18 protein-coding genes and 2 pseudogenes are annotated in these 18,976 nt (G+C 41.7%); 11 read left to right on the top strand and 9 right to left on the bottom strand.

Annotated elements, in window-relative coordinates; translation table 11 throughout:
- Window positions 1-211: 211 nt before the first annotated feature.
- From M3234_RS02935 to M3234_RS29505, 5 genes and pseudogenes are all read right to left on the bottom strand, one after another.
- Window positions 212-388, bottom strand: a complete 177-nt coding sequence (locus tag M3234_RS02935) for a hypothetical protein (RefSeq protein WP_262303243.1) — start codon at window positions 386-388, stop codon at window positions 212-214.
- A 152-nt stretch (window positions 389-540) separates the two neighbouring features.
- Entirely contained in the window at window positions 541-1,173 is a 633-nt protein-coding gene (locus M3234_RS02930; protein ID WP_262303242.1) for a hypothetical protein, read from the bottom strand.
- Window positions 1,174-1,892: 719 nt separating this feature from the next.
- Complete coding sequence (locus M3234_RS02925) at window positions 1,893-2,651, bottom strand: GNAT family N-acetyltransferase (protein WP_262303241.1); 759 nt, start codon at window positions 2,649-2,651, stop codon at window positions 1,893-1,895.
- A 116-nt stretch (window positions 2,652-2,767) separates the two neighbouring features.
- On the bottom strand, window positions 2,768-3,223 hold the full coding sequence (locus M3234_RS29510) for a hypothetical protein (protein WP_262303582.1): 456 nt from the start codon (window positions 3,221-3,223) through the stop codon (window positions 2,768-2,770).
- 63 nt (window positions 3,224-3,286) lie between these two features.
- Window positions 3,287-4,080 (bottom strand): annotated as a pseudogene (locus tag M3234_RS29505) (ADP-ribosylglycohydrolase family protein); the annotation flags it as partial.
- Between the two features lie 169 nt (window positions 4,081-4,249).
- Here M3234_RS29505 and M3234_RS02910 point away from each other — a divergent pair.
- The 3 genes and pseudogenes from M3234_RS02910 to M3234_RS29645 form a co-directional block, all read left to right on the top strand.
- Window positions 4,250-5,143 carry a hypothetical protein gene (locus M3234_RS02910; protein WP_262303240.1) on the top strand — a complete coding sequence of 298 codons (894 nt, stop codon included), beginning with the start codon at window positions 4,250-4,252 and terminating at the stop codon, window positions 5,141-5,143.
- 208 nt (window positions 5,144-5,351) lie between these two features.
- Window positions 5,352-6,317 carry a quinone oxidoreductase family protein gene (locus M3234_RS02905; RefSeq protein ID WP_262303239.1) on the top strand — a complete coding sequence of 322 codons (966 nt, stop codon included), beginning with the start codon at window positions 5,352-5,354 and terminating at the stop codon, window positions 6,315-6,317.
- 41 nt (window positions 6,318-6,358) lie between these two features.
- Window positions 6,359-6,514, top strand: a pseudogene (locus M3234_RS29645) (L,D-transpeptidase); the annotation flags it as partial.
- A gap of 594 nt (window positions 6,515-7,108) precedes the next feature.
- Here M3234_RS29645 and M3234_RS02900 read toward each other — a convergent pair.
- Complete coding sequence (locus M3234_RS02900) at window positions 7,109-7,894, bottom strand: sulfite exporter TauE/SafE family protein (RefSeq protein WP_262303238.1); 786 nt, start codon at window positions 7,892-7,894, stop codon at window positions 7,109-7,111.
- Between the two features lie 174 nt (window positions 7,895-8,068).
- On the opposite strand from M3234_RS02900, the gene M3234_RS02895 reads away from it, so the two are divergent.
- The 8 genes from M3234_RS02895 to M3234_RS02860 all read left to right on the top strand — a co-directional run bounded on the left by M3234_RS02895 (window position 8,069) and on the right by M3234_RS02860 (window position 16,380).
- Window positions 8,069-8,953, top strand: a complete 885-nt coding sequence (locus M3234_RS02895) for a LysR family transcriptional regulator (RefSeq protein WP_262303237.1) — start codon at window positions 8,069-8,071, stop codon at window positions 8,951-8,953.
- A gap of 11 nt (window positions 8,954-8,964) precedes the next feature.
- Window positions 8,965-9,684 carry a GntR family transcriptional regulator gene (locus tag M3234_RS02890; protein ID WP_262303236.1) on the top strand — a complete coding sequence of 240 codons (720 nt, stop codon included), beginning with the start codon at window positions 8,965-8,967 and terminating at the stop codon, window positions 9,682-9,684.
- A 234-nt stretch (window positions 9,685-9,918) separates the two neighbouring features.
- Window positions 9,919-11,496, top strand: a complete 1,578-nt coding sequence (locus M3234_RS02885; RefSeq protein WP_262303235.1) for a PTS transporter subunit EIIC — start codon at window positions 9,919-9,921, stop codon at window positions 11,494-11,496.
- A 104-nt stretch (window positions 11,497-11,600) separates the two neighbouring features.
- On the top strand, window positions 11,601-12,980 hold the full coding sequence (locus tag M3234_RS02880) for a sulfatase family protein (RefSeq protein WP_262303234.1): 1,380 nt from the start codon (window positions 11,601-11,603) through the stop codon (window positions 12,978-12,980).
- Window positions 12,974-13,441 carry a PTS sugar transporter subunit IIA gene (locus tag M3234_RS02875; protein WP_262303233.1) on the top strand — a complete coding sequence of 156 codons (468 nt, stop codon included), beginning with the start codon at window positions 12,974-12,976 and terminating at the stop codon, window positions 13,439-13,441. Before M3234_RS02880 ends, M3234_RS02875 begins: the two co-directional genes overlap by 7 nt.
- Window positions 13,442-13,516: 75 nt before the next feature.
- On the top strand, window positions 13,517-14,242 hold the full coding sequence (locus tag M3234_RS02870; RefSeq protein ID WP_262303232.1) for an N-acetylmannosamine-6-phosphate 2-epimerase: 726 nt from the start codon (window positions 13,517-13,519) through the stop codon (window positions 14,240-14,242).
- Window positions 14,243-14,263: 21 nt separating this feature from the next.
- Window positions 14,264-15,391 (top strand): anaerobic sulfatase maturase, encoded by a 1,128-nt coding sequence (locus tag M3234_RS02865; protein ID WP_262303231.1) that lies wholly within the window; start codon window positions 14,264-14,266, stop codon window positions 15,389-15,391.
- 32 nt (window positions 15,392-15,423) lie between these two features.
- Window positions 15,424-16,380 carry a formylglycine-generating enzyme family protein gene (locus tag M3234_RS02860; protein ID WP_396953917.1) on the top strand — a complete coding sequence of 319 codons (957 nt, stop codon included), beginning with the start codon at window positions 15,424-15,426 and terminating at the stop codon, window positions 16,378-16,380.
- 14 nt (window positions 16,381-16,394) lie between these two features.
- Here M3234_RS02860 and M3234_RS02855 read toward each other — a convergent pair whose 3' ends face one another.
- From M3234_RS02855 to M3234_RS02845, 3 genes are all read right to left on the bottom strand, one after another.
- Window positions 16,395-16,904: a hypothetical protein gene (locus tag M3234_RS02855; RefSeq protein ID WP_262303230.1), complete on the bottom strand. Its 510-nt coding sequence runs from the start codon at window positions 16,902-16,904 to the stop codon at window positions 16,395-16,397.
- Entirely contained in the window at window positions 16,852-17,058 is a 207-nt protein-coding gene (locus M3234_RS02850) for a hypothetical protein (protein ID WP_262303229.1), read from the bottom strand. Before M3234_RS02850 ends, M3234_RS02855 begins: the two co-directional genes overlap by 53 nt.
- Before the next feature lie 225 nt (window positions 17,059-17,283).
- A complete protein-coding gene (locus M3234_RS02845; RefSeq protein ID WP_262303228.1) occupies window positions 17,284-18,909 on the bottom strand; it encodes a glycoside hydrolase family 13 protein in 1,626 nt (541 codons plus the stop codon).
- Between the last annotated feature and the right edge of the window lie 67 nt (window positions 18,910-18,976).

Here is an 18,976-nt window from a genome sequence, read left to right as displayed (position 1 = left end):
TTTTGATTTTTTTGTTTGATTCAACTAAATGTATAGCTGTCATACCTTTCGTGATTTCATACTCAGTAGCGGATGAAGACGGGACCTGACGAATAATTGTGTTCGCACGGAGACTGCTCCAATTGAGCACCCTCATCCATCAGGATTCACCAAAGTTCTTGCATGAAAAAGGCATGAAACGTTTATTTCTCCACATTTCAAACCACTTTACTTAAACGTCTGTCTGGTCGACATGCATTTTCGTGATATGGGAAAATAAAAAGCCAATAACGGCAAAACTTCGAGCCCAGTTAAACAATCGTTTGGCTAGGTTGCCCGGAAGCAACCCGCATAGTGAATTTCCGTAACTGTCATCGTCCGAAGACCACTCATGCCTGTTTACGACCATCGAAATTTACCATCTATGCCATCTTTTGAACCACTCTATGACAGGGAGCTTACCATCTATTTCCTTAATACCAATAAGAATATTTATTTTCACAGAAAAACGCCTGGGAATTCTCCCAAGCATTTCACTTGTTATACGGCTTTAATTGTTTATCAGTCATTGTAATCGATGGTTCTTGTTCTGGTGGCATCCCAGATGGTAACAATGTTCATCTTGGTTAATTCCTCGTATATCTCAGTTGATTTTTCAATATAGCTTTGTGCTTTTTCAATAAAACCGTCGAGGTCCTCGATGAGCCCGATGTCGTACGTCGTTTCTTCTGCTGTGAGGAGGTTGTAAATTTCATCGGCCAGATCGACGATTTCGGCATTTATCAAGCTGACGTCCAGGCTCTTATATTCTACCGTGTAGTCATCGGTGTTTTCGCTCAGCTGAATGCCCATCTCATGAATCTCGTGTGCCTCTTGGTTTTTCTCAAAAGCCAACTCATTGATATCCAGGATTAATTGACTATATTCAAAAAGGCCTTCGTCGTTGAATGGCGGCTCTACACAGGTTTTGAGCCCATTGATGATATCAATGAGAACGGTCAGCATTTCTTGGTCGTTCAGCAGGATGTGCCGCAAACGATTTAGGAAAATCGCTCTTTCCGGTTCAGACGAATGGTCGTCGAAGCTTGTAAGGCGTCTGTCTTGCTGGGCTTTTTTCTTCATTTCATTTGCGACTATACGTGAGGCGTCATTCGCAAATCGTTTCGATGCGCCATACAACAATTTTTTCCACATATGTTTACCTCCTTGTAGGGGTTATTTCTCCCAAATGGTATGCACGAGATAGAGAGTATGTGTGCTGAATTCGCTTTTCTTTGCTTAACTAGAATTTACAACATGCGAATTATCCTGCGCTTACTCGGAAAATCCACCTTCTTAACAACTGAATGTACGTATAATAAATTCGACAGTTATTTGAAAAATCCTTCAATGAGGAATATCTCGACAAGGGCAATTGAGATAGCCGCTGCGATTCTCTGATAACTAATTAAACATTTGGTTAACTGACAAATTTTTTAGCAGATTAGGGAAACTAATTTGATTAGATTAGGCTTATTGGAATTTTTGCCAAACGTTTAATTGGGGGAAGTGATAGCAGATGTTGTAGGAACTAGTCGGATTTCAGAGATTGTATTTTACATTCTCAAAGGTGCCAAATAGATCCGGCAGGTTTCAGCAAAGTTCTTGCATGAATTGGGCAAGAAAAGGTGAGTTCTCAACGTTTCAAACGAATTCATTTAAACGTTTGGCTAGTCGACAAGTATTTTTATGATATGGAAACCAAGAATCCAATGGCGGCTAGGCTTTGCTGCTTGTTACATAATCGTTTGGTTAGGTTGCCCTCAAGCAACAATTTGTTGAAAGGCATCGAATAAAAACTAAAGAGAATCCAGAGCATACCGTGGATTCCCTTTAGTTTTACGATATCGATAGGGTGTCATGTATTGAAAAAACTAATCCTGACATATTTTAGTTGCTTCATATTTAAATCCATGATACTGATAGTTTTGTTTTCTGTACATTTCTCTAGGGGTATCTTCTCCATCGGCAACTAAGATGACCATCTTCTCAGGGAATGATTCCATTACAAATTTTTGTAACCTGCTCGCTATTCCTTTTTTTCGATACAACTCGTCAACCATTAGGCTATCAATTTCTGCTGTTTCACTTGAGATGATGACATTTACATAGCCAGCTGGAGACCCCTTATAAAAAGCTAGTACCTGCTGAATATTTTGATCTTCAAATTGACGTTTTATAAGATCAACCTTCTGCTTCGCAAATTCAATTCCATTGTTTAAATCATGCTGATATTGTAGATCAAGAAGTACTTCTAAACTTTTATTTGTTACTACTTGAATATCGATATCTGGGTTGTCTATGACGGCAGGAAAGTGTTTCGGTTCGATCGCATATAATTCGAGAAAACCTATTTCATACCTCATATCCGTTAGGTAAGCAAGTAGTTCTCCTGTTGGCTTTATATTATTTGGAAAAGAAAATTTTACGTGTTTTTGGCCCCTTTTCAGATGGTAATCCCTTAGGTAATTTTCAGCCTCTTTGAATTCAGTTACAGTCGGCAATGTTTTAAATTCAATGAAATTACTATCATACCTGGTTAACATCTCAGGATAATGATAGTGTTTATATTGAGTGTTTTCATGGACTATTATTCCAAGCGTATTGATATTTTCGAATGTTAGTTGTTGCATTCCTATTCACCCTATATTAATTAATACTCCTATTTTACCAGAAACAATGGATAACAGGCACAATCCAGGGATTTTCCAGTTCCCTTATTGCTTTTATAATCTTCATTGGTTAATTCTTAAGGTGCCAGTAGATCCGTCGAACCGTTCCCAGGATCATTAATCCCACTTAACCCCGCTTTTTTCCAAGCTTCATTTCTTTTTATTTTTCGTTTGTAATTCTCATACCCCGCAGTCCCACCAAGCGGTTGAGGGAAATTCTCCTCTTCGTAGTCAAAATAATGCCATGTAATGCGGATTTTGGTTCCAGCAGGGAGAAGAATGGTTTCATTTTTATGGGGGAAAAATACTTTCCATTTATCGGTAGCATGAACAAACCCTTTCTGCCAATGGTCTTTAAGAAAAGCTTCTATTTGGGTATAGGGTTGTACCTCATTATACGTTTGGTCTTGTTCATTAAAAAATACATTGTAATCAGATGTGGTACCTTTAAATCGGTAGGGAGAGGTAAAATGCAGTGAAAAAATATCGTTTGCCGTTTTTTGAATAAACTCCAATTGGCCTAATTTTTTCACCCATTCCTGCGGGATCGCGGATAGGCCATAATATGCCCCTGCCAATTGGCCATAGACCGCACCAGTTGTATCAGAGTCATTCCCAAGGTGACCACCAGCAATAGACCTTCTTTAAAAGTATCTGTCAGATAAAATCCCCATAGAGCGGCTTCCAATGAATCCACCACGTACCCGGTACCTTTGATTTGTGGCGGTTGCCGGTGCTTATAAGAGCCTTCAGCCACTTGTTTTATTTTGGGGGAAAGCGGTCTATCTATTTTATTTTCAACAAACTGAACAAATTCTTTTGATAGTAGGTGTTCTTTTGAAACGCCGTTTGCTGCCCCGGCTATTAGTGCTCCAAGAAAATGGCATGCATCAACCGCTTCTTCGGCTTGATGGGTTGTTTTTGAGCTTTCGCCGGAAAAATAAATGGCTTGTTCGATATCACACGCCCAGAATAGAGGAACTGGCGCGAGCCTCATAATCGAGCCATTTCCGGCACTGTATGGATTTTTAGCCCCACTGTAAGGTTTCCGGTTTTCCCGATAGCGATGAAGAGATTCGCGGACAGTATTACCAATATCGAAGCATTCGCCGGTGCTGCTTAAATGTCCCTTTTCATACCAGCTTAGATAACGCTGCATTTGGTCATCGGCATTAAACCCGTTATGTTCAATCATGCTTTGTGCCAAGCATAATGCCATTGATGTATCGTCTGTCCATTCACCGGGAGCTAAACGGAATGGCCCGCCCCCAATCATATTATGAACCGGTTCAAAGGTTCCCGGCGGGCAGAATTCTACCGACGCACCGACACAATCTCCCACAGCTAACCCAAAAAGGCTGCCTATAAATCTATCCTTGTCGTACAACATTTTGAACTCCCCTTTCGTTTCCTTTCTTCTGATATCAAATTCGACAAATTTTTCCTTTCCCCCTCTTTTTTTAAAAGGCAAAATTGTTTATTAGTTTGTTAATCGCTACTTAGTCCGTATTCAATTGTTTTATAATAGAGAAAATAACTAGACAATAGTAGGTGGAAAGATGAGAAAATATCTTTTGGGATTTATCTCCATGATATTGCTATTAACAGCCTGTTCTTCCGTGGCCAAAAAAGATAGTAGTAAACTTGAGCAGGAAACAACGAATAAGAAGCCAACTGTTGAAGAACGGGACAAGTTTCTTCAGTCTAATGAATTTATCGTAGAATTTAATCATTCAAAAGATGATGATTCCGGAACCGATACGCTCACGATTACATTAAATGATCAATTTTTCGAGAAAAAAATAAGCGAACAATACCTCTATTTAGTGGATTTTTATGAGGAATTGACAAAAAATTATGGTGATTTGTATGACTTTTTCGGCTCGATTAATGTTTTTTGTGGGGATACTGAATTCCCGACATACATGATTTTCAAAAGGTCATTCACTATGGTGTCAGCGAATGTCGCGATCGATCGCGAAGTAGGTCAAAGGCCGGAAAAGAAGATATTGGATTTAATCGACACGTTGGATAAACATCAGGTTCTGTCCGGAACCGATAGAGGGCTGACACTTGCTGAAAAAGAGGCTGGAGCAGAGCCAACGGTGAAACAGACGCTTATTACCACCTCAGGGGAAGTGAAAGGGGCTCTTAGAACGGCTTACCTTGCTGAAAATCCTGAAGTCTCATCAAACAATGGTAAAAATGATACGGAAACGTCCATTAAAGGGATGAGTGGCAGCGATTGGGTGAAGCTAACGGAAAACCAAAAATTCCACGCTGTATCCAATGCCTTATACAGCTTGGCCCAAGGCGGATATACCATCAACGAAAATGAAGATTTTTACATCAAAGCCCTGGATGCATTTTACACGGATTCTTCTTCCATGGATATGCCGGTAAATGAGGCATTGGCACAGATTGGGATTATGTCGAAAACCATCACGAAATAAGAATCCGGTAAACATCGACTGTCACTTATTTTTTTGTCTGTTTCTGATGATGGGCAGCTACGTTTTACAGGTCGCTATCACACCTAGAGGTGATTGATTCGACCTTTATTTTTACCGCTGTCTCCATTTTTTCGAAGATTGTATTGTCCCCATGTTCGTATTGCATTGTATTGCATTTATTAATGAACCCTAGAGATGAGGAATCTATATGAAAGCACTTGTTTTTCATACATTTGGAGGTCCGGAAGTCCTGGAATATGGCGAAGTAATGGATCCTGTCATTGGTCCGGATGAAATTCTTGTCAGAATGAAAGCCATTGGCCTAAATTTTGCAGACATTTATAGAAGGAAAGGAAATTATCATCTTGCTGGGGAGCCTCCCTATATTTTAGGTTATGAAGGTGCCGGAATTGTAGAAAAAGTAGGAGCAGATGTGCAAGGCATAAGCGCAGGAAATCGTGTTGCCTTTGCTGATGTTCCCTTTGCCAATGCAGAGCTAGTAGCTGTTCCATATGAAAAATTGATACCTCTGCCAGAATCTATTTCATTTAAGGAGGCTGCATCTATACTCCTTCAAGGGCTAACGGCCCATTATCTTACAAGGGATAGCTATGCTGTGAAAAATAATGATGTTGTCTTAGTACACGCAGCAGCCGGAGGTGTCGGACAGCTTCTTGTTCAAATGGTCAAGCTTCTTGGAGGTAAGGTGATAGGCTTAACCTCTTCTAAGGAAAAAGGTGAAGCTGCCAAAAAAGTGGGAGCGGATTTGGTTTTCCAGTACAAGGATGAGTGGAAGCAGAAAGTTCTCGAAGAAACGAACGGCAAAGGAGTAGATGTTGTTTATGAATCCATAGGCTCTACACTCATGGACAGTTTTGCTGTTACGCGCATCGGTGGTACCGTTGTATTTTATGGAATGGCAGGTGGAGATCCGGCACCAGTTGATCCCCGTATGTTGATGGATACCTCAAAAACCCTAACGGGGGGAGACCTTTGGAATGTTCTCACTTCTAAGGAAGAACGAGTCACACGATCAAAAGAGCTGTTTAGATGGATAGAAGAAGGAAAAGTAAAAGTATCGGAGCCGACCACTTTTGCGTTACGAGATGGACAAAAAGCTCACCGCTATTTAGAAAGCCGAAAAAGTACCGGTAAAATCTTGTTGATTCCATAAGGGGCAGCGTCAGGCGGAATTTCCTAATCCCCAAGCAAAAGCCATCTTCTATCGGTAAGAATGTCTCCCATGGATGTATTAGAATGTTCAATCATGATGTTCTGGAACTATCAAGTAGCGTTACAATTGGGAAGGTTTGGCTAAAGCAAGATTGTCAATGCCCAAGGGGAAATTCTAGCAGAATCTTCTTCAAATGAAGAGGATTTGATCATTGTAGAACTAACGAATCAATCTTTACTGAAAAGCAGAAGCGACTATATGTTTTTCACTGACAGGGAACCACAGCGGTATAGGGACCTCATTGAATAACAAGAGTTATAGAGTAAGTAGGGAACAATCGGAAGTTTTGCGGTAAAAGGGCACAGTTTGTGGAATTAATCTAGCTGTGCCTTAGTTCTTTTATTAGGAATCCAGTAGACAGAGGGTTATTAAAAATATTTATTATTCTTCCGTTTGGTACCACTTCTTGAGCGGATGACCTGCGGATGTGGATGAGGAATGACTTAGAACAACTATCAGATAAGATTATTCAAAAAATCGAGGGAATCTTGGAATAGAGGGAGGGGTTGGAAACGGGGTACCATCTGTTTCCGATCCAGATCGAATATAAGGAGTCTCCAGATTTCACCGTATAAGTAGTATTTTCATGTGTGTGCGGAGCGAGCAATGACAGCTCTTGCCCAACATAAATAGTAGAGAGGATGATAGATTGTTATATTGCATTAATTGTAATAAAGTAAAGTTATTTTTTGCATAATCAGATGGGAGCAGAGGACCGTCCCTGCTTCCATTTAGTTAAAATACATTCTGATTCCAATGACCATTAACAGGATGGATAACATCTGAATTATCATTTTTCCAGGTATGCGCTGGGATAGAGCAACACCCACCTGGGAACCGATAATGACGCCAATGCCTCCCCAGAGGACGGTTGTCCAATCGATACTGCTATAATATATTTGTGATACAACCCCTACAGTAGAATAGAGGGCCAGGGAAAAGATTGATGTCGCCGTTGCATTATGGGTCGGGACTTTATAGAGGTAAATTAAAATAGGAACGAGCAGCCATCCTCCGCCAATCCCGAGATAGCTAGATAAGATTCCCATGAAAAATCCGAGTGGAAGCAGACGGCCTACCGTCAGCCTTGAAGCATCCACAGTTGTGGATGGACCCTCACTCTCACTTTTTTTCTTCCAAAAAAGAAACTGAGAATTCTTGGCGAATAAGAAGATTCCCAAAGCTACTAAAACCGTAGCAAAAATAACATAAAAGTAACTAGATGAATACAATTGCAGCAGCCTGACGCCAATTAATGAACCCGGAAAGGCCCCTAAACTCAGGATAATTCCTGTCCGGTAGTGAATCATGTTCCTTTTCGCGTACCCGGTCACACCTGATAATGAATTGATTAATACAATGACAATGCCACATCCCGCTGCGATGACGGGGTCCATATGAAAAACGATGAGAAGTGCCGGTACAAAAATAAATCCTCCGCCGGCTCCAACGATTGTGCCGTAGCCGCCGGCAATTATTCCCACCGCTAAAATCAGCAATCCCATTGAGATTTCCATGACAAATCCCCCCTTACACGATATATTTAACTTAACAAATAAAAACGTTCTTGTATAATCGAATTGTTTTATGGGCTATAAGTAAATGTTATATTCATAATTCAAAATGTATTAACATTTAGATGTTTATATGCCAATCTATATACACAATATGAAGTGAGAGGGGGACAAGTGTTGAATATTGATAGTTTAAAAATGTTTTGCGCGGTGGTGGATGAAGGAAGTATTAGTAAGGCGGCAAGAGCCAGCTTTGTCTCCCAGCCTGCTGTCACTAGGCAAATTCATCAGTTAGAAGAAAATTACGGAGCACTGTTATTCGATCGGGTAGATGGAAAGCTACTGCCTACGGAGGCGGGGAAATTGCTTTACCCGTATGCGAAGGTAATTATTGAATATACGAAGCGGTCTTTTGAAGCTGTTCAAGAGCTTACGGGACAGCAGGAAGCCATTCTGAATGTTGGGGCAAGCTTAACAATCGGTGAATATTTATTACCGGGGTTACTAGGGAGCTTCCAAAAAAACTTTCCTCAGATGAAATTCAGCTTATCAATTGGGAACACCCCCTCGATTCTCACGAAGCTGGAAAATTATGAGGTTGACATTGCGTTAGTGGAGGGGGCTGTCAAAAACGACAGCTTGGAAAATGAAAAGTTTGCGGAGGATGAGATCATTCTAGTGGTGTCATCTCAGCATCGCTGGAGTAAACAAAAAAGCATTGATATCACGGAACTGCCTGAGGAAAAAATAATCTGGCGGGAAGTCGAATCCGGTACACGGTGGATTGTGGAAGAAGCCCTCGAAAGGTATGGAATCCTTGATAAGATGGAGAGTAAAATGGAACTAGGCAGTTACCAATCGATAAAAAATGCTGTAGAAGCCGAGTTGGGGATCAGTCTTCTTCCCAAGTTAACCGTCTTAAAAGAATTAAAATACGGCACATTATGCGAAATCAAAATAGTCGATTTTCATTTAAAAAGGGACCTGTGGATGGTACGGAAAAATCATCGCTTTCAAAAAACAGGCTTAAGTCATTTTATCCAGTTTATCCGTAATGAATAAAGGAGCATAGCATGAACAACTCAAAGCGATTAGCGAAATATAAAATTATCGAAAATGAGCTGTTAGACAAAATTAACAGCGGTTTTTACTCGAAAGGACAATTAATTCCAACCGAACAGGAGCTGTCCAAAGAGTATAACGTCAGCCGTGTCACCGTCAGACAGGCGACGAACAACCTCGTGGCCAAGGGTTACTTGGTGCGAAATCCGGGGAGCGGAACGTTTGTGGCAGAACCTACCCTTATTGGTCGAACCACCAATGTGAAGAGCTTTACAAATGAAATGGAGGCAATAGGGAAAACCGTTACTTCAGAAATTCTTGAGTTTAAAATTATTCCTGCTTCCGACTATATTAGCAGCAAATTACATGTCCCAGTGGACACACCTGTCTATAATATTGAGCGTTTGCGAAAGGCGGACGGGGAACCAATGATGCATGAGACCACTTATATGAGTGTAGCCGAGTATCCTGATTTATCCTATGAAAAATTGCTTCACTCCCGCTATCAGTATATCGAAGAAACAAAGAAGGCCTCGATCAGCTTTGTCCAGCAAGCGGTCGTGCCGATTTTTCCATCAGAAGTTATCGTCAAGCATTTTCACTGTGACCCAGAACAGCCAATTTTAAAGGTATTAAACACCACCCATCTGGAAACGGGTGAGATTGCGGACCATTCCGTTTTAGTATTAAATTCCCCTAAATATCAATATCAAGCGATAAAAATGAAATGAGCAGTAAATCCGTGAGGTTTACTGCTTTTGTTTTAAATATATTTACATTTATTTTAAAATGTATTAACAAATGTATTGAATAATTTAAAACATGGGCTTATAATAGCAACGAGAAAGCGAATACATTTTGTTTGGTGGATAGAAAGGCTCGCAATTGGAATGATATTTTTTTCTTATAAGGAGTCTGAATAATTCTACTATTTGCAAAGTGAATACCATTTGGGGGGTTTTTGCATGTCTGTAAAACAAAGATTACTAGACTTTGGTCAAAGGTTGGGGAAGGCCATCTTACTGCCAATCGCCATCTTGCCAGTTGCCGGGTTATTACTCGGTATTTCTTCTGCATTATCAGGGGCTGCTGTTGTTCAGGCTTATCCAATCTTGAATAATACGGTCCTTCAGGCGATATTGCAGATTATGAATGCTGCTGGCTCTGGTGTATTTTCAGCATTGCCGCTGATTTTCGCAGTTGGGATTGCCGTCGGTCTGGTTAAGGGAGAAAAAGGGACAGCTGGCTTGGCAGCTGTTGTCGGGTATTTCGTATTAATTATTACCATTAATGCTTTATTAAAAGTGACAGAGGGTCTACCTCCTGAGGGTGCTGATCCTCGGGCATACGGCCAAGGCCTTCAATTTGGAATTATGACCCTGCAAATGGGCGTGTTTGGCGGGATCTTAGCCGGGATTGGAACAGCATTCGTTCATGACCGTTTTTACAAAACGAGTTTGCCGGAATTCCTTGCTTTCTTTGGCGGTTCTCGTTTGGTGCCAATTGTTAATACCTTTGTGTTCCTTGTTATCGGTGCAGTGATGTTCTTAGTATGGCCTTTCATTGGTCATGGAATTGCCGCGTTTGGTGAATTTGCTACAGGCTTGGGTGTTGTAGGTTCATTCTTATATGGACTTTTACTGCGAACTCTTTATTTATTGGGATTGCACCATGTGTTTTACCTTCCGTTTTGGACCACTTCTGCAGGCGGTACGCTTGAAGTAGGGGGCAAAATCGTTGAAGGATTCCAAAACATCTTCTTGGCGCAATTATCTGATCCAAATACAACGAAGTTCTTCGACAATCTTGCGTTATTTAATAGCGGCCGTTACTTCCATATGATGTTTGGTATGCCGGCTGTTGCGTTTGCCATGTACAAAGCGATCCCTGCTGGACCGAAACGTAAAGCAACGGCTGGTTTCTTATTATCCATCGGTTTAACTGCCTTTATCACAGGTGTTACAGAACCGATTTCGTTCGCTTTACTATTTGCTTCACCAATCTTATTCGTACTTGAAGCGCTTCTGTTTGCCTCTGTGTTTGTGGTTGCGGCCCTGACACATGTCACAATTGGTTCGACATTCTCAGCAGGTGTCATTGAGTTCCTATTATTCGGTGTCTTCCAGGGCAACGATAAGACGGGCTATCTTTGGATTCTTGCACTGGGTATTCCGATCGCGATTGTTTATTACTTTATTTTTAAAACAGCGATTCTGAAATTAAATGCGAAAACACCTGGACGGGATAACACATCTGATACAGAGGAAGAAGGCAAGCTGAATAGTTCATTCCAAACAAATTCCGGACAATCTGCAGTCATTATTGCAGCTTTAGGCGGAATGAACAACATTACGGATATTGATAACTGTGCCACACGTCTTCGCGTTAGTGTCGTCAAACCGGATGCGATTGATGCCGCAGCCTTAAAATCAGCAGGTGCGTACAATACCATTGTTCGCGGAAAATCCGTTCAGGTTATTTTTGGACCAAAGGTAAATCTCGTTCGGGCAGAAATTGATGAATATTTGGAATCTATTTCATAGGTGAACGGAGAGAAATACTAGTATAGTAGGGTACTGGTATTTCTCTCCTCGGTTTATTTGTATATGAGTACAACCTAAGAAAAAACAGGATGTAGGTGATCAGATTGAAAAAAAACATTATTTATATTCATACCCATGATAGCGGCAGAATGCTAAGTCCATATGGGTATGACGTTCCAACACCAAACTTGAAAAAGTTTGCCGAGGATGCAACGCTGTTTCGACAAGCCTACTGTGTTGGGCCTACTTGTTCTCCGAGCAGAGCAGGCTTATTGACCGGGATGTATCCGCATAGCAATGGCATGCTTGGATTGGCGCAACGTGGATTTGGCTTGCAGGACTATTCACAGCACCTAGTACAATTTTTGAAAAAACAAGGATATCATAGCGTTCTATGCGGGATTCAGCATGAAGTGGGCAGTTATTTGAATCCGGAAGAAGGGGCCAAAACAATTGGCTATGATGAAAATATTTCGGCTGACAATGCCAATTATCCTGAGGAAGAGCTGGTGAAGTGGGATTACTTGAATGCGCAGCGTGTCAGTGATTGGTTAACTAGAGCAGACAAAGAGCAGCCATTCTTCTTATCCTATGGGTTGTTTGCCACCCACCGAAAGTTTCCGACCGGAGAAAAGAACGGGATCGATTCGAAGTATGTCATGCCACCGTATCCTATCCCTGATAATGAAGTCACCAGGGAAGACTATGCAGGCTATTTAAAATCGAGTTCCTGGTTCGATGATTCTTTTAAAATTGTGATTGATACGTTGAAACATGAAGGATTGTATGAGGACTCGATTATCATTTTTACAACGGACCACGGTATTGCCTTCCCGTTCAGCAAATGTAATTTAACGGACGCGGGAATTGGTGTTTCCTTCATTATGCGTGTTCCTGAAAGCAATACAAAAGGTGAAGTGGTAGAAAGCCTAGTTTCACAGGTAGATTTATTTCCAACGATTTGTGATTTACTAAACATAAAAAAGCCAGAAAATCTGCAGGGTGTATCATTTGCAGAACTATTTGTGGACCCAAAAGTGGAAGTTAGGGAGGAAGTCTTTGCCGAAGTGAATTTCCACACATCCTATGAACCAACGCGATGCATCAGGACAAGTCAGTATAAATATATTCGTTATTATGATGAAGAGTATTTAAAGGTTAACATGTCTAATATCGATAACTCTCCAACCAAAAGCTACTATTTGGAAAATGGCTTGGATCAGGTCGTGAAATATAAAGAAGCATTTTATGATTTGGTATACGATCCGGGTGAGCGAAATAATGTGGCAGATGAGCCGCGCTATGCCGATGTGCTGAAAGAGATGCGGCAAAAACTAGTGGAGTATCAAAAGAAAACCAATGATCCTTTGCTGCACGGAAATATTGAAGTCAAAGAGGGCTGGAAGGTGAATAAGCAAGAATGTATTAATCCAAGCTCCAAGAACCCGAATGACTATGTAAAAGCGAGGGAATACAGTTGTTAAAGCTATTTAAAAAGAAAACTGCTTTTGTCAGCCCGGTAGAAGGGAAATTAAAACAGTTAGCGGATGTTCCGGATGAGGCGTTTGCCTCTAAAGCAATGGGGGATGGGTTTGCCATTGAACCTCTGGAATCCAACATTTATTCACCTGTTAACGGAAAAGTGGAATTTGTTTTTCCAACCAAGCATGCTGTGGGAATTAAAACCGACGATGGAATAGAAATTTTAATCCATGTAGGAATTGAAACTGTATCACTTAATGGAGAAGGCTTCACCCTAAATGTGCAAGAAGGCCAAGTAGTAAAACAGGGAGATCTGGTAATCACGGCTGATTTTGAAAGAATAAAAGATAAAGTTCCTGCCACTGATGTAATTGTCGTGTTTACAAACGGGAAACAGTGTCAGTTATTAAAGGCCGGACAACGTGTATCAAGGACGGAAAAAGACATTATTAAGCTGTTCTAAATTGTAGGAGACATCCTTTCCGCAGAAAGGGTGTCTTTCTTCCAACATGGATTTTTTAAAAAGGTGGGAATTGACATGGATGTAAAACTGCAGATTATAAATCAGTTAAAAGATGGATTAATCGTCTCATGCCAGGCAAAGAAGGATGACCCCATTTACCTTCCAGGCATTGTTGAAGCAATGGCCAGTTCGGCAATTTGGGGCGGGGCAGCAGGCTTGCGGCTAAATACCCCGGAAGATATCAAAGCCGTCAGGAAAATGACCGATTTGCCGATTATTGGGTTATGGAAGATTCATAGCGAGAAAAGCAAAGTGTTTATTACTCCTACTATGGACGCCGTTAGAGCGGTCATTGAGGCTGGTGCTGATATCGTGGCAGTGGATGCAACGGACCGTTTGACAGCAGAAGGAAGAATAGCGTTTGACATTATTCCTCTCATTAAAAAAGAATTCCCTAATATCGTGATTTTGGCAGATATCCGCAATGCCAAGGAAGCGCTCCATGCATTAAAGCTTGGGGCAGATTTTGTCGCTCCTACTCTTTATCGATTTAATGACAACCCGAAATCGATCGACAGCCCTGATTTCGAAACGCTTGCGGAAATCATCCGGGTCAGCGAGGGCCGCGGCTATGTACTGATGGAAGGGAAAATTAATACCCCCGAGGAGGCGATTCAAAGTCTCTATTTAGGGGCACATGCCGTTGTCGTCGGTAGTGCTATTACCAGGCCTCACCTTACAACGTTAAGATTTACGGTTAAAATGAATAAGTATGAACGAAAAATGCCGCTTTTGTATTAGAGTAAAGGAGTGTGAGGCAGCATGCAGACATTGAGCATATTAATCAAACCAGCTTCATCAAGTTGTAATTTGGATTGCAATTATTGTTTTTACCACAATGTTGCGAATCATCGGATGATTTCAAGTTATGGCATCATGAAGGAAGATGTTCAAACGGCCTTAATTGAAAAAGCGTTCGAGAGCGGAGCCAGACTCATCTCCTTCGCCTTTCAAGGCGGTGAGCCTACCCTTGCTGGATTGGAGTTCTACCATCATTTTGTGGAGAACGTTCATGTCTATAATACGAAAAATGCTGCCGTCAGTTATTCTATTCAGACGAACGGGTACGGTTTGGACGAAGAATGGGTCAAGTTTTTCAAAGAAAATGATTTTTTAGTAGGTGTGTCTGTTGACGGACCGAGCCATATTCATGATGAACAGAGAAAAACCAATCATCAAAGGCCGACACATCAGCGGATAATGGAAACTATTCGTCTCTTACAATTATATGGTGTACCGTTTAATATATTATGTGTGTTATCCAAGTACGTTGCGGAACATATTCATGAAGTCTATGAGTTTTTTATGAATGAAGGTTTTCACTATATTCAATTCATTCCGTGCCTTAATCAAATGGACGAGACCAATGCTGTCGATTCATATGCCTTAAGTATTGAGCAATATAGGAATACGTTAAATACGTTGTTTGACTTATATAAAGAAAACTTTGATCAAGGTCATTATATTAGCGACCGGTTATTTGATAATTACGTTCGGATGAGCCAGGGATTTGCACCAGAAAGTTGCTCAATGACAGGTTCTTGCACAACTTATTTTGTGATTGAAGCAAATGGAGATGTTTTCCCGTGTGATTTCTATGCCTTAGATGCATATAAGTTAGGGAATATCACCGAGTCGGGCTATGATGAGATGTATCATGGGAGGGTGGCATCTGTATTCCGCTCTGAATCGGTGCCCTTAAGCGACAAGTGCAAATCTTGTAAACATCTTGCGTTATGCCGAGGCGGTTGCAAGCGGTACAAAGTCCAAAATAAGAAAAGCAACGAATTTGAACTTTATTATTGTGATGCCAATTATGACTTTTTTGAAAGAAATACGGCCGCGATTGTTGAGATAGGCAAAAAGGTTTTACAGGGATATTTAGTCTAATCCAAGGAAAAACAGCGATTGGAGATGAGATCATGAGAAAAACATCATGCTGCAGTATCAATAGAGATCACTTGGCAGGCAAGGAGAAAAAGACGCTTCTGACTTTGCCAATAAACCATACTAAAATGAAACATATAGAGAATTTAGTCACCTTGCCTGGCGGGGAATTTATCATGGGGACTGATGATGCGGTGGGCTTTAATGCAGATGGAGAAGGCCCCGCAAGAAAGGTTATCGTCGAGCCTTTTGCAATTGACCGCTATGCTGCAACGAATCAGCAATTTAATGAATTTGTTGCTGAGACGAATTATGTGACGGAAGCGGAGAGATACGGGTGGTCGTTTGTGTTCCATATGCTGGTGTCCGATACGGTGAAAAAGTCAGTGACGCAAAGTGTCATGGGGACACCATGGTGGCTGGTGGTGGAAGGAGCCAGCTGGAAGCATCCTGAAGGGCCGGACTCCTCTATTGCCGACCGCATGGATCACCCAGTTGTCCATGTTTCCTGGAATGATGCATTAGCGTATTGCCGGTGGTCCGGCAAACGGCTGCCTACTGAAGCGGAATGGGAATATGCCGCCCGGGGGGGGTTAGAGGGGAAAATCTATCCTTGGGGTGATGAACTGCTTCTGGCTGGGGAGCACCAATGCAATATTTGGCAGGGCAATTTTCCTGTTGAAAACACCCTGGAAGACGGATACTTAGCGACTGCCCCTGTTCATTCCTTCCAGCCCAATGGCTATGGCTTGTACAATGTTGTAGGAAATGTGTGGGAATGGTGTTCCGACTGGTTTTCAGCACAACATTTACACGAACCAACCGGGAACCCGGCAGAATTAAGCGAAGGAACAGCTAAAGTCATGAAAGGCGGCTCCTACCTTTGCCACCATTCCTACTGTAACCGATATCGCGTAGCTGCCCGCACCCAAAATACTCCGGACAGCTCGGCAGGAAATATTGGCTTCCGCTGTGCTGTAGATCTTCCATGACAAGTGGGGACTGCTCAATAATGAAAACATTTGTATTTAAAATGGTAGAAGAGGAGAGGGAAGGGAATTAGTTTCCACTCTGACCTGCCTTTAGAGCGCGGGGATGTGTTTAATAAATTCCTGACCTTCCCCGCGTCCACATACCCCTGCTTCGATGCACAAACCTCCTGCGGAACTCGATTGCTAACATATGTATGGTCCAATTCGAACGGTTCTTCGTTACGTTTATTTATCTTTTGATCTTTTTCAGTTTTTAAAAGATTACTGGTTTCTTTTGGCTGGTCCAAAATTTCTGGTTTGGGTGGTTCATTATAAGGAAAAGGATTAAATACATACAGGTTACTAGTTTGCGAGCCATTTTTTCTTTCCGTCTCATGGACGGTGATCAGCCCAAGAATGATTGCCTTTTGAATCATCCGTTTAAAGGTGGAGCGTGAAAGGCCATTGTCGTGGGATTCCTCGTGAATCGCTTTAAGAATGGTGCCAAATTTGGCATTGCAGATGCCAGGAAGCTTTGGCAGCAAATCGCACGAGCCGTTTTAGCCCAATCAGTTCCCCCTTAGAAAAGTCAGCCTTATGCTGCACCATCCACATTTCCATATGGTTATTAAATTCTTTAAGACTGGAAAACTGTGAGAACTCTTTGAATTGTTCAATGCAGCCTGATTTCATACCCATGATTTTGTTCCGCCCTTCATCACTATTGTTGAGGGCCGGCCAGTGTTTTTACGCTTCCGGCAACTCTAACATAACGGGTTTGGAGACATTGGTCGAACGACGAAAAATCAAATTTGAAGCGAATTTTGGGCTGGTTATGAGGTATATTGGAACTGTTATGCTACCACAGAAGTGGAGTTACTTCGAAGATCATTCTTTTGCATGACCAAAAAAAGAAGCAGAGAATCATCCTCTGCTTCCAATCCGATAAATTCTTGCTTCATATGGTTTTAATTTCAGTTCATCAGTGGAAACTTCCTGTACTTTGTAGTTTTCCAGAATGATCTCTTTTTCTACTAAGGCGAGGCTTTCCGGAAGTTCAATTTCTACAAGAAGGTCAGAAATATTTAATAGGACCAGCCATCTTTCATTCTCGTATTCACGGATGAAGGAGTAGATTTGTTGATGGTCTTCGAAAAGTTCCTGAAAGTCTCCATACACCATAACCTGATGTTCTTTTCGCAGTTGAATCAATTTCCTATAAAAATAATAAACCGAGTTTGGGTCCTTTAGAGCTTTGGCCACGTTGATCTCTTTGTAATTTGGATTTACTTTGATCCATGGAGTTCCAGTTGTAAATCCGGCATTGGGTGAATCATTCCATTGCATGGGGGTGCGGGAATTGTCACGGGCCAGATGAAGCAGGCTCTCAAACACTTCTTCCGGTTTCCTGCCTTTGTCTACTTCTTCTTTATACTTATTTTTCATGGCAATGTCATGGTAGTCTTCAATTGAATCGAAGCGGACACCCGTCATGCCGATTTCCTCACCTTGAAAGATATACGGCATCCCCGGCAGCATATGCAGTAGAACGGCAAAACATTTGGCTGATTCCACGCGATACTCTGAGTCGTTGCCAAACCGGGTGACGAGGCGGGTATGGTCATGATTATTGAGAAATTGGGAATTCCAGCCTTTGCCCCACAAACCGTTATACCATCGACGCTGAATGTCTTTAAACCGCTGCATATCCCAATGAGACATATTATCGCAGACTTCAAAGTGGAATAGGGTGTGCAGCTCGCGGCGGTCTTCACCTACATATAACAGGCCGTCCTCTGGCGTGACAAACGGTATTTCCCCAACGGTAAAAATATCATAGTGCTGCAATACTTCCTCGTGCATTTCCCGAAGGTATTCATGAATCCCGGGGTTATTGCCCAAATAGGAGATATCCTCGGGATGATTCGAATCGGGGAAGCCTTCCTGTTTGGCTAGAAGGTTGATGACATCCATTCGGAAACCGTCAATTCCCTTGTCCAGCCAAAACTTCATGAGTGAGTAGACTTCCTGGCGTACTTTAGGATTTTGCCAGTTTAAATCGGGCTGTTCGACCGCAAACGAGTGAAAATAATATTCTTCAGTGGTTTCATCATATTCCCAAACGGATGGTGTAAAATAGGAACGCCAATTGTTCGGCGTCTTGCTCCAAATATAATAGTCTCGTTTTGGATGATCTTTGGAGGAACGCGCCTCTTTGAACCATGGATGCTGGCTTGATGTATGATTCACTACCAAGTCCATGATCAATTTCATCCCGTGGCTATGTACTTCCTGGAGAAGCCGCTCGAAGGTTGCTAACGTTCCCGCTTTTGACATAACCGAGCGATAATCGGAAATATCGTACCCGTTATCGACGTCAGGTGACTCATAGCAGGGATTTAGCCATATGACATCGACACCAAGGTTTTGGATGTAATCCAATTTTTGGATCACACCCTCCAAATCCCCGTAACCATCACCATCTGTATCGTAAAAACTGCGCCAATATACTTGATAAACAACCGATTCCTTCCACCATGCTTTTTTCATTGTCATCATTCCTTACTTCAGCACAGATAAATCTTTTTCTTCCTGTGGTGATTTAACCATAAATTAT

The sequence above is a fragment of the Neobacillus niacini genome, assembly GCF_023715785.1.
Lineage (GTDB): Bacteria > Bacillota > Bacilli > Bacillales > Cytobacillaceae > Neobacillus > Neobacillus niacini_E.
Note: the sequence above shows the minus strand (reverse complement) of the source record. Positions and strands in the feature narration are given on the sequence as shown.

What these genes read in the sequence shown, in the direction of transcription:
- M3234_RS02935 (WP_262303243.1), bottom strand. Translation starts at nt 388, where the DNA reads ATGGTCGTAAACAGGCATGAGTGGTCTTCGGACGATGACAGTTACGGA.
- M3234_RS02930 (WP_262303242.1), bottom strand. Translation starts at nt 1,173, where the DNA reads ATGTGGAAAAAATTGTTGTATGGCGCATCGAAACGATTTGCGAATGAC.
- M3234_RS02925 (WP_262303241.1), bottom strand. Translation starts at nt 2,651, where the DNA reads ATGCAACAACTAACATTCGAAAATATCAATACGCTTGGAATAATAGTC.
- M3234_RS02910 (WP_262303240.1), top strand. Translation starts at nt 4,250, where the DNA reads ATGAGAAAATATCTTTTGGGATTTATCTCCATGATATTGCTATTAACA.
- M3234_RS02905 (WP_262303239.1), top strand. Translation starts at nt 5,352, where the DNA reads ATGAAAGCACTTGTTTTTCATACATTTGGAGGTCCGGAAGTCCTGGAA.
- M3234_RS02900 (WP_262303238.1), bottom strand. Translation starts at nt 7,894, where the DNA reads ATGGAAATCTCAATGGGATTGCTGATTTTAGCGGTGGGAATAATTGCC.
- M3234_RS02890 (WP_262303236.1), top strand. Translation starts at nt 8,965, where the DNA reads ATGAACAACTCAAAGCGATTAGCGAAATATAAAATTATCGAAAATGAG.
- M3234_RS02885 (WP_262303235.1), top strand. Translation starts at nt 9,919, where the DNA reads ATGTCTGTAAAACAAAGATTACTAGACTTTGGTCAAAGGTTGGGGAAG.
- M3234_RS02870 (WP_262303232.1), top strand. Translation starts at nt 13,517, where the DNA reads ATGGATGTAAAACTGCAGATTATAAATCAGTTAAAAGATGGATTAATC.
- M3234_RS02865 (WP_262303231.1), top strand. Translation starts at nt 14,264, where the DNA reads ATGCAGACATTGAGCATATTAATCAAACCAGCTTCATCAAGTTGTAAT.
- M3234_RS02860 (WP_396953917.1), top strand. Translation starts at nt 15,424, where the DNA reads ATGAGAAAAACATCATGCTGCAGTATCAATAGAGATCACTTGGCAGGC.
- M3234_RS02850 (WP_262303229.1), bottom strand. Translation starts at nt 17,058, where the DNA reads ATGGGTATGAAATCAGGCTGCATTGAACAATTCAAAGAGTTCTCACAG.
- M3234_RS02845 (WP_262303228.1), bottom strand. Translation starts at nt 18,909, where the DNA reads ATGAAAAAAGCATGGTGGAAGGAATCGGTTGTTTATCAAGTATATTGG.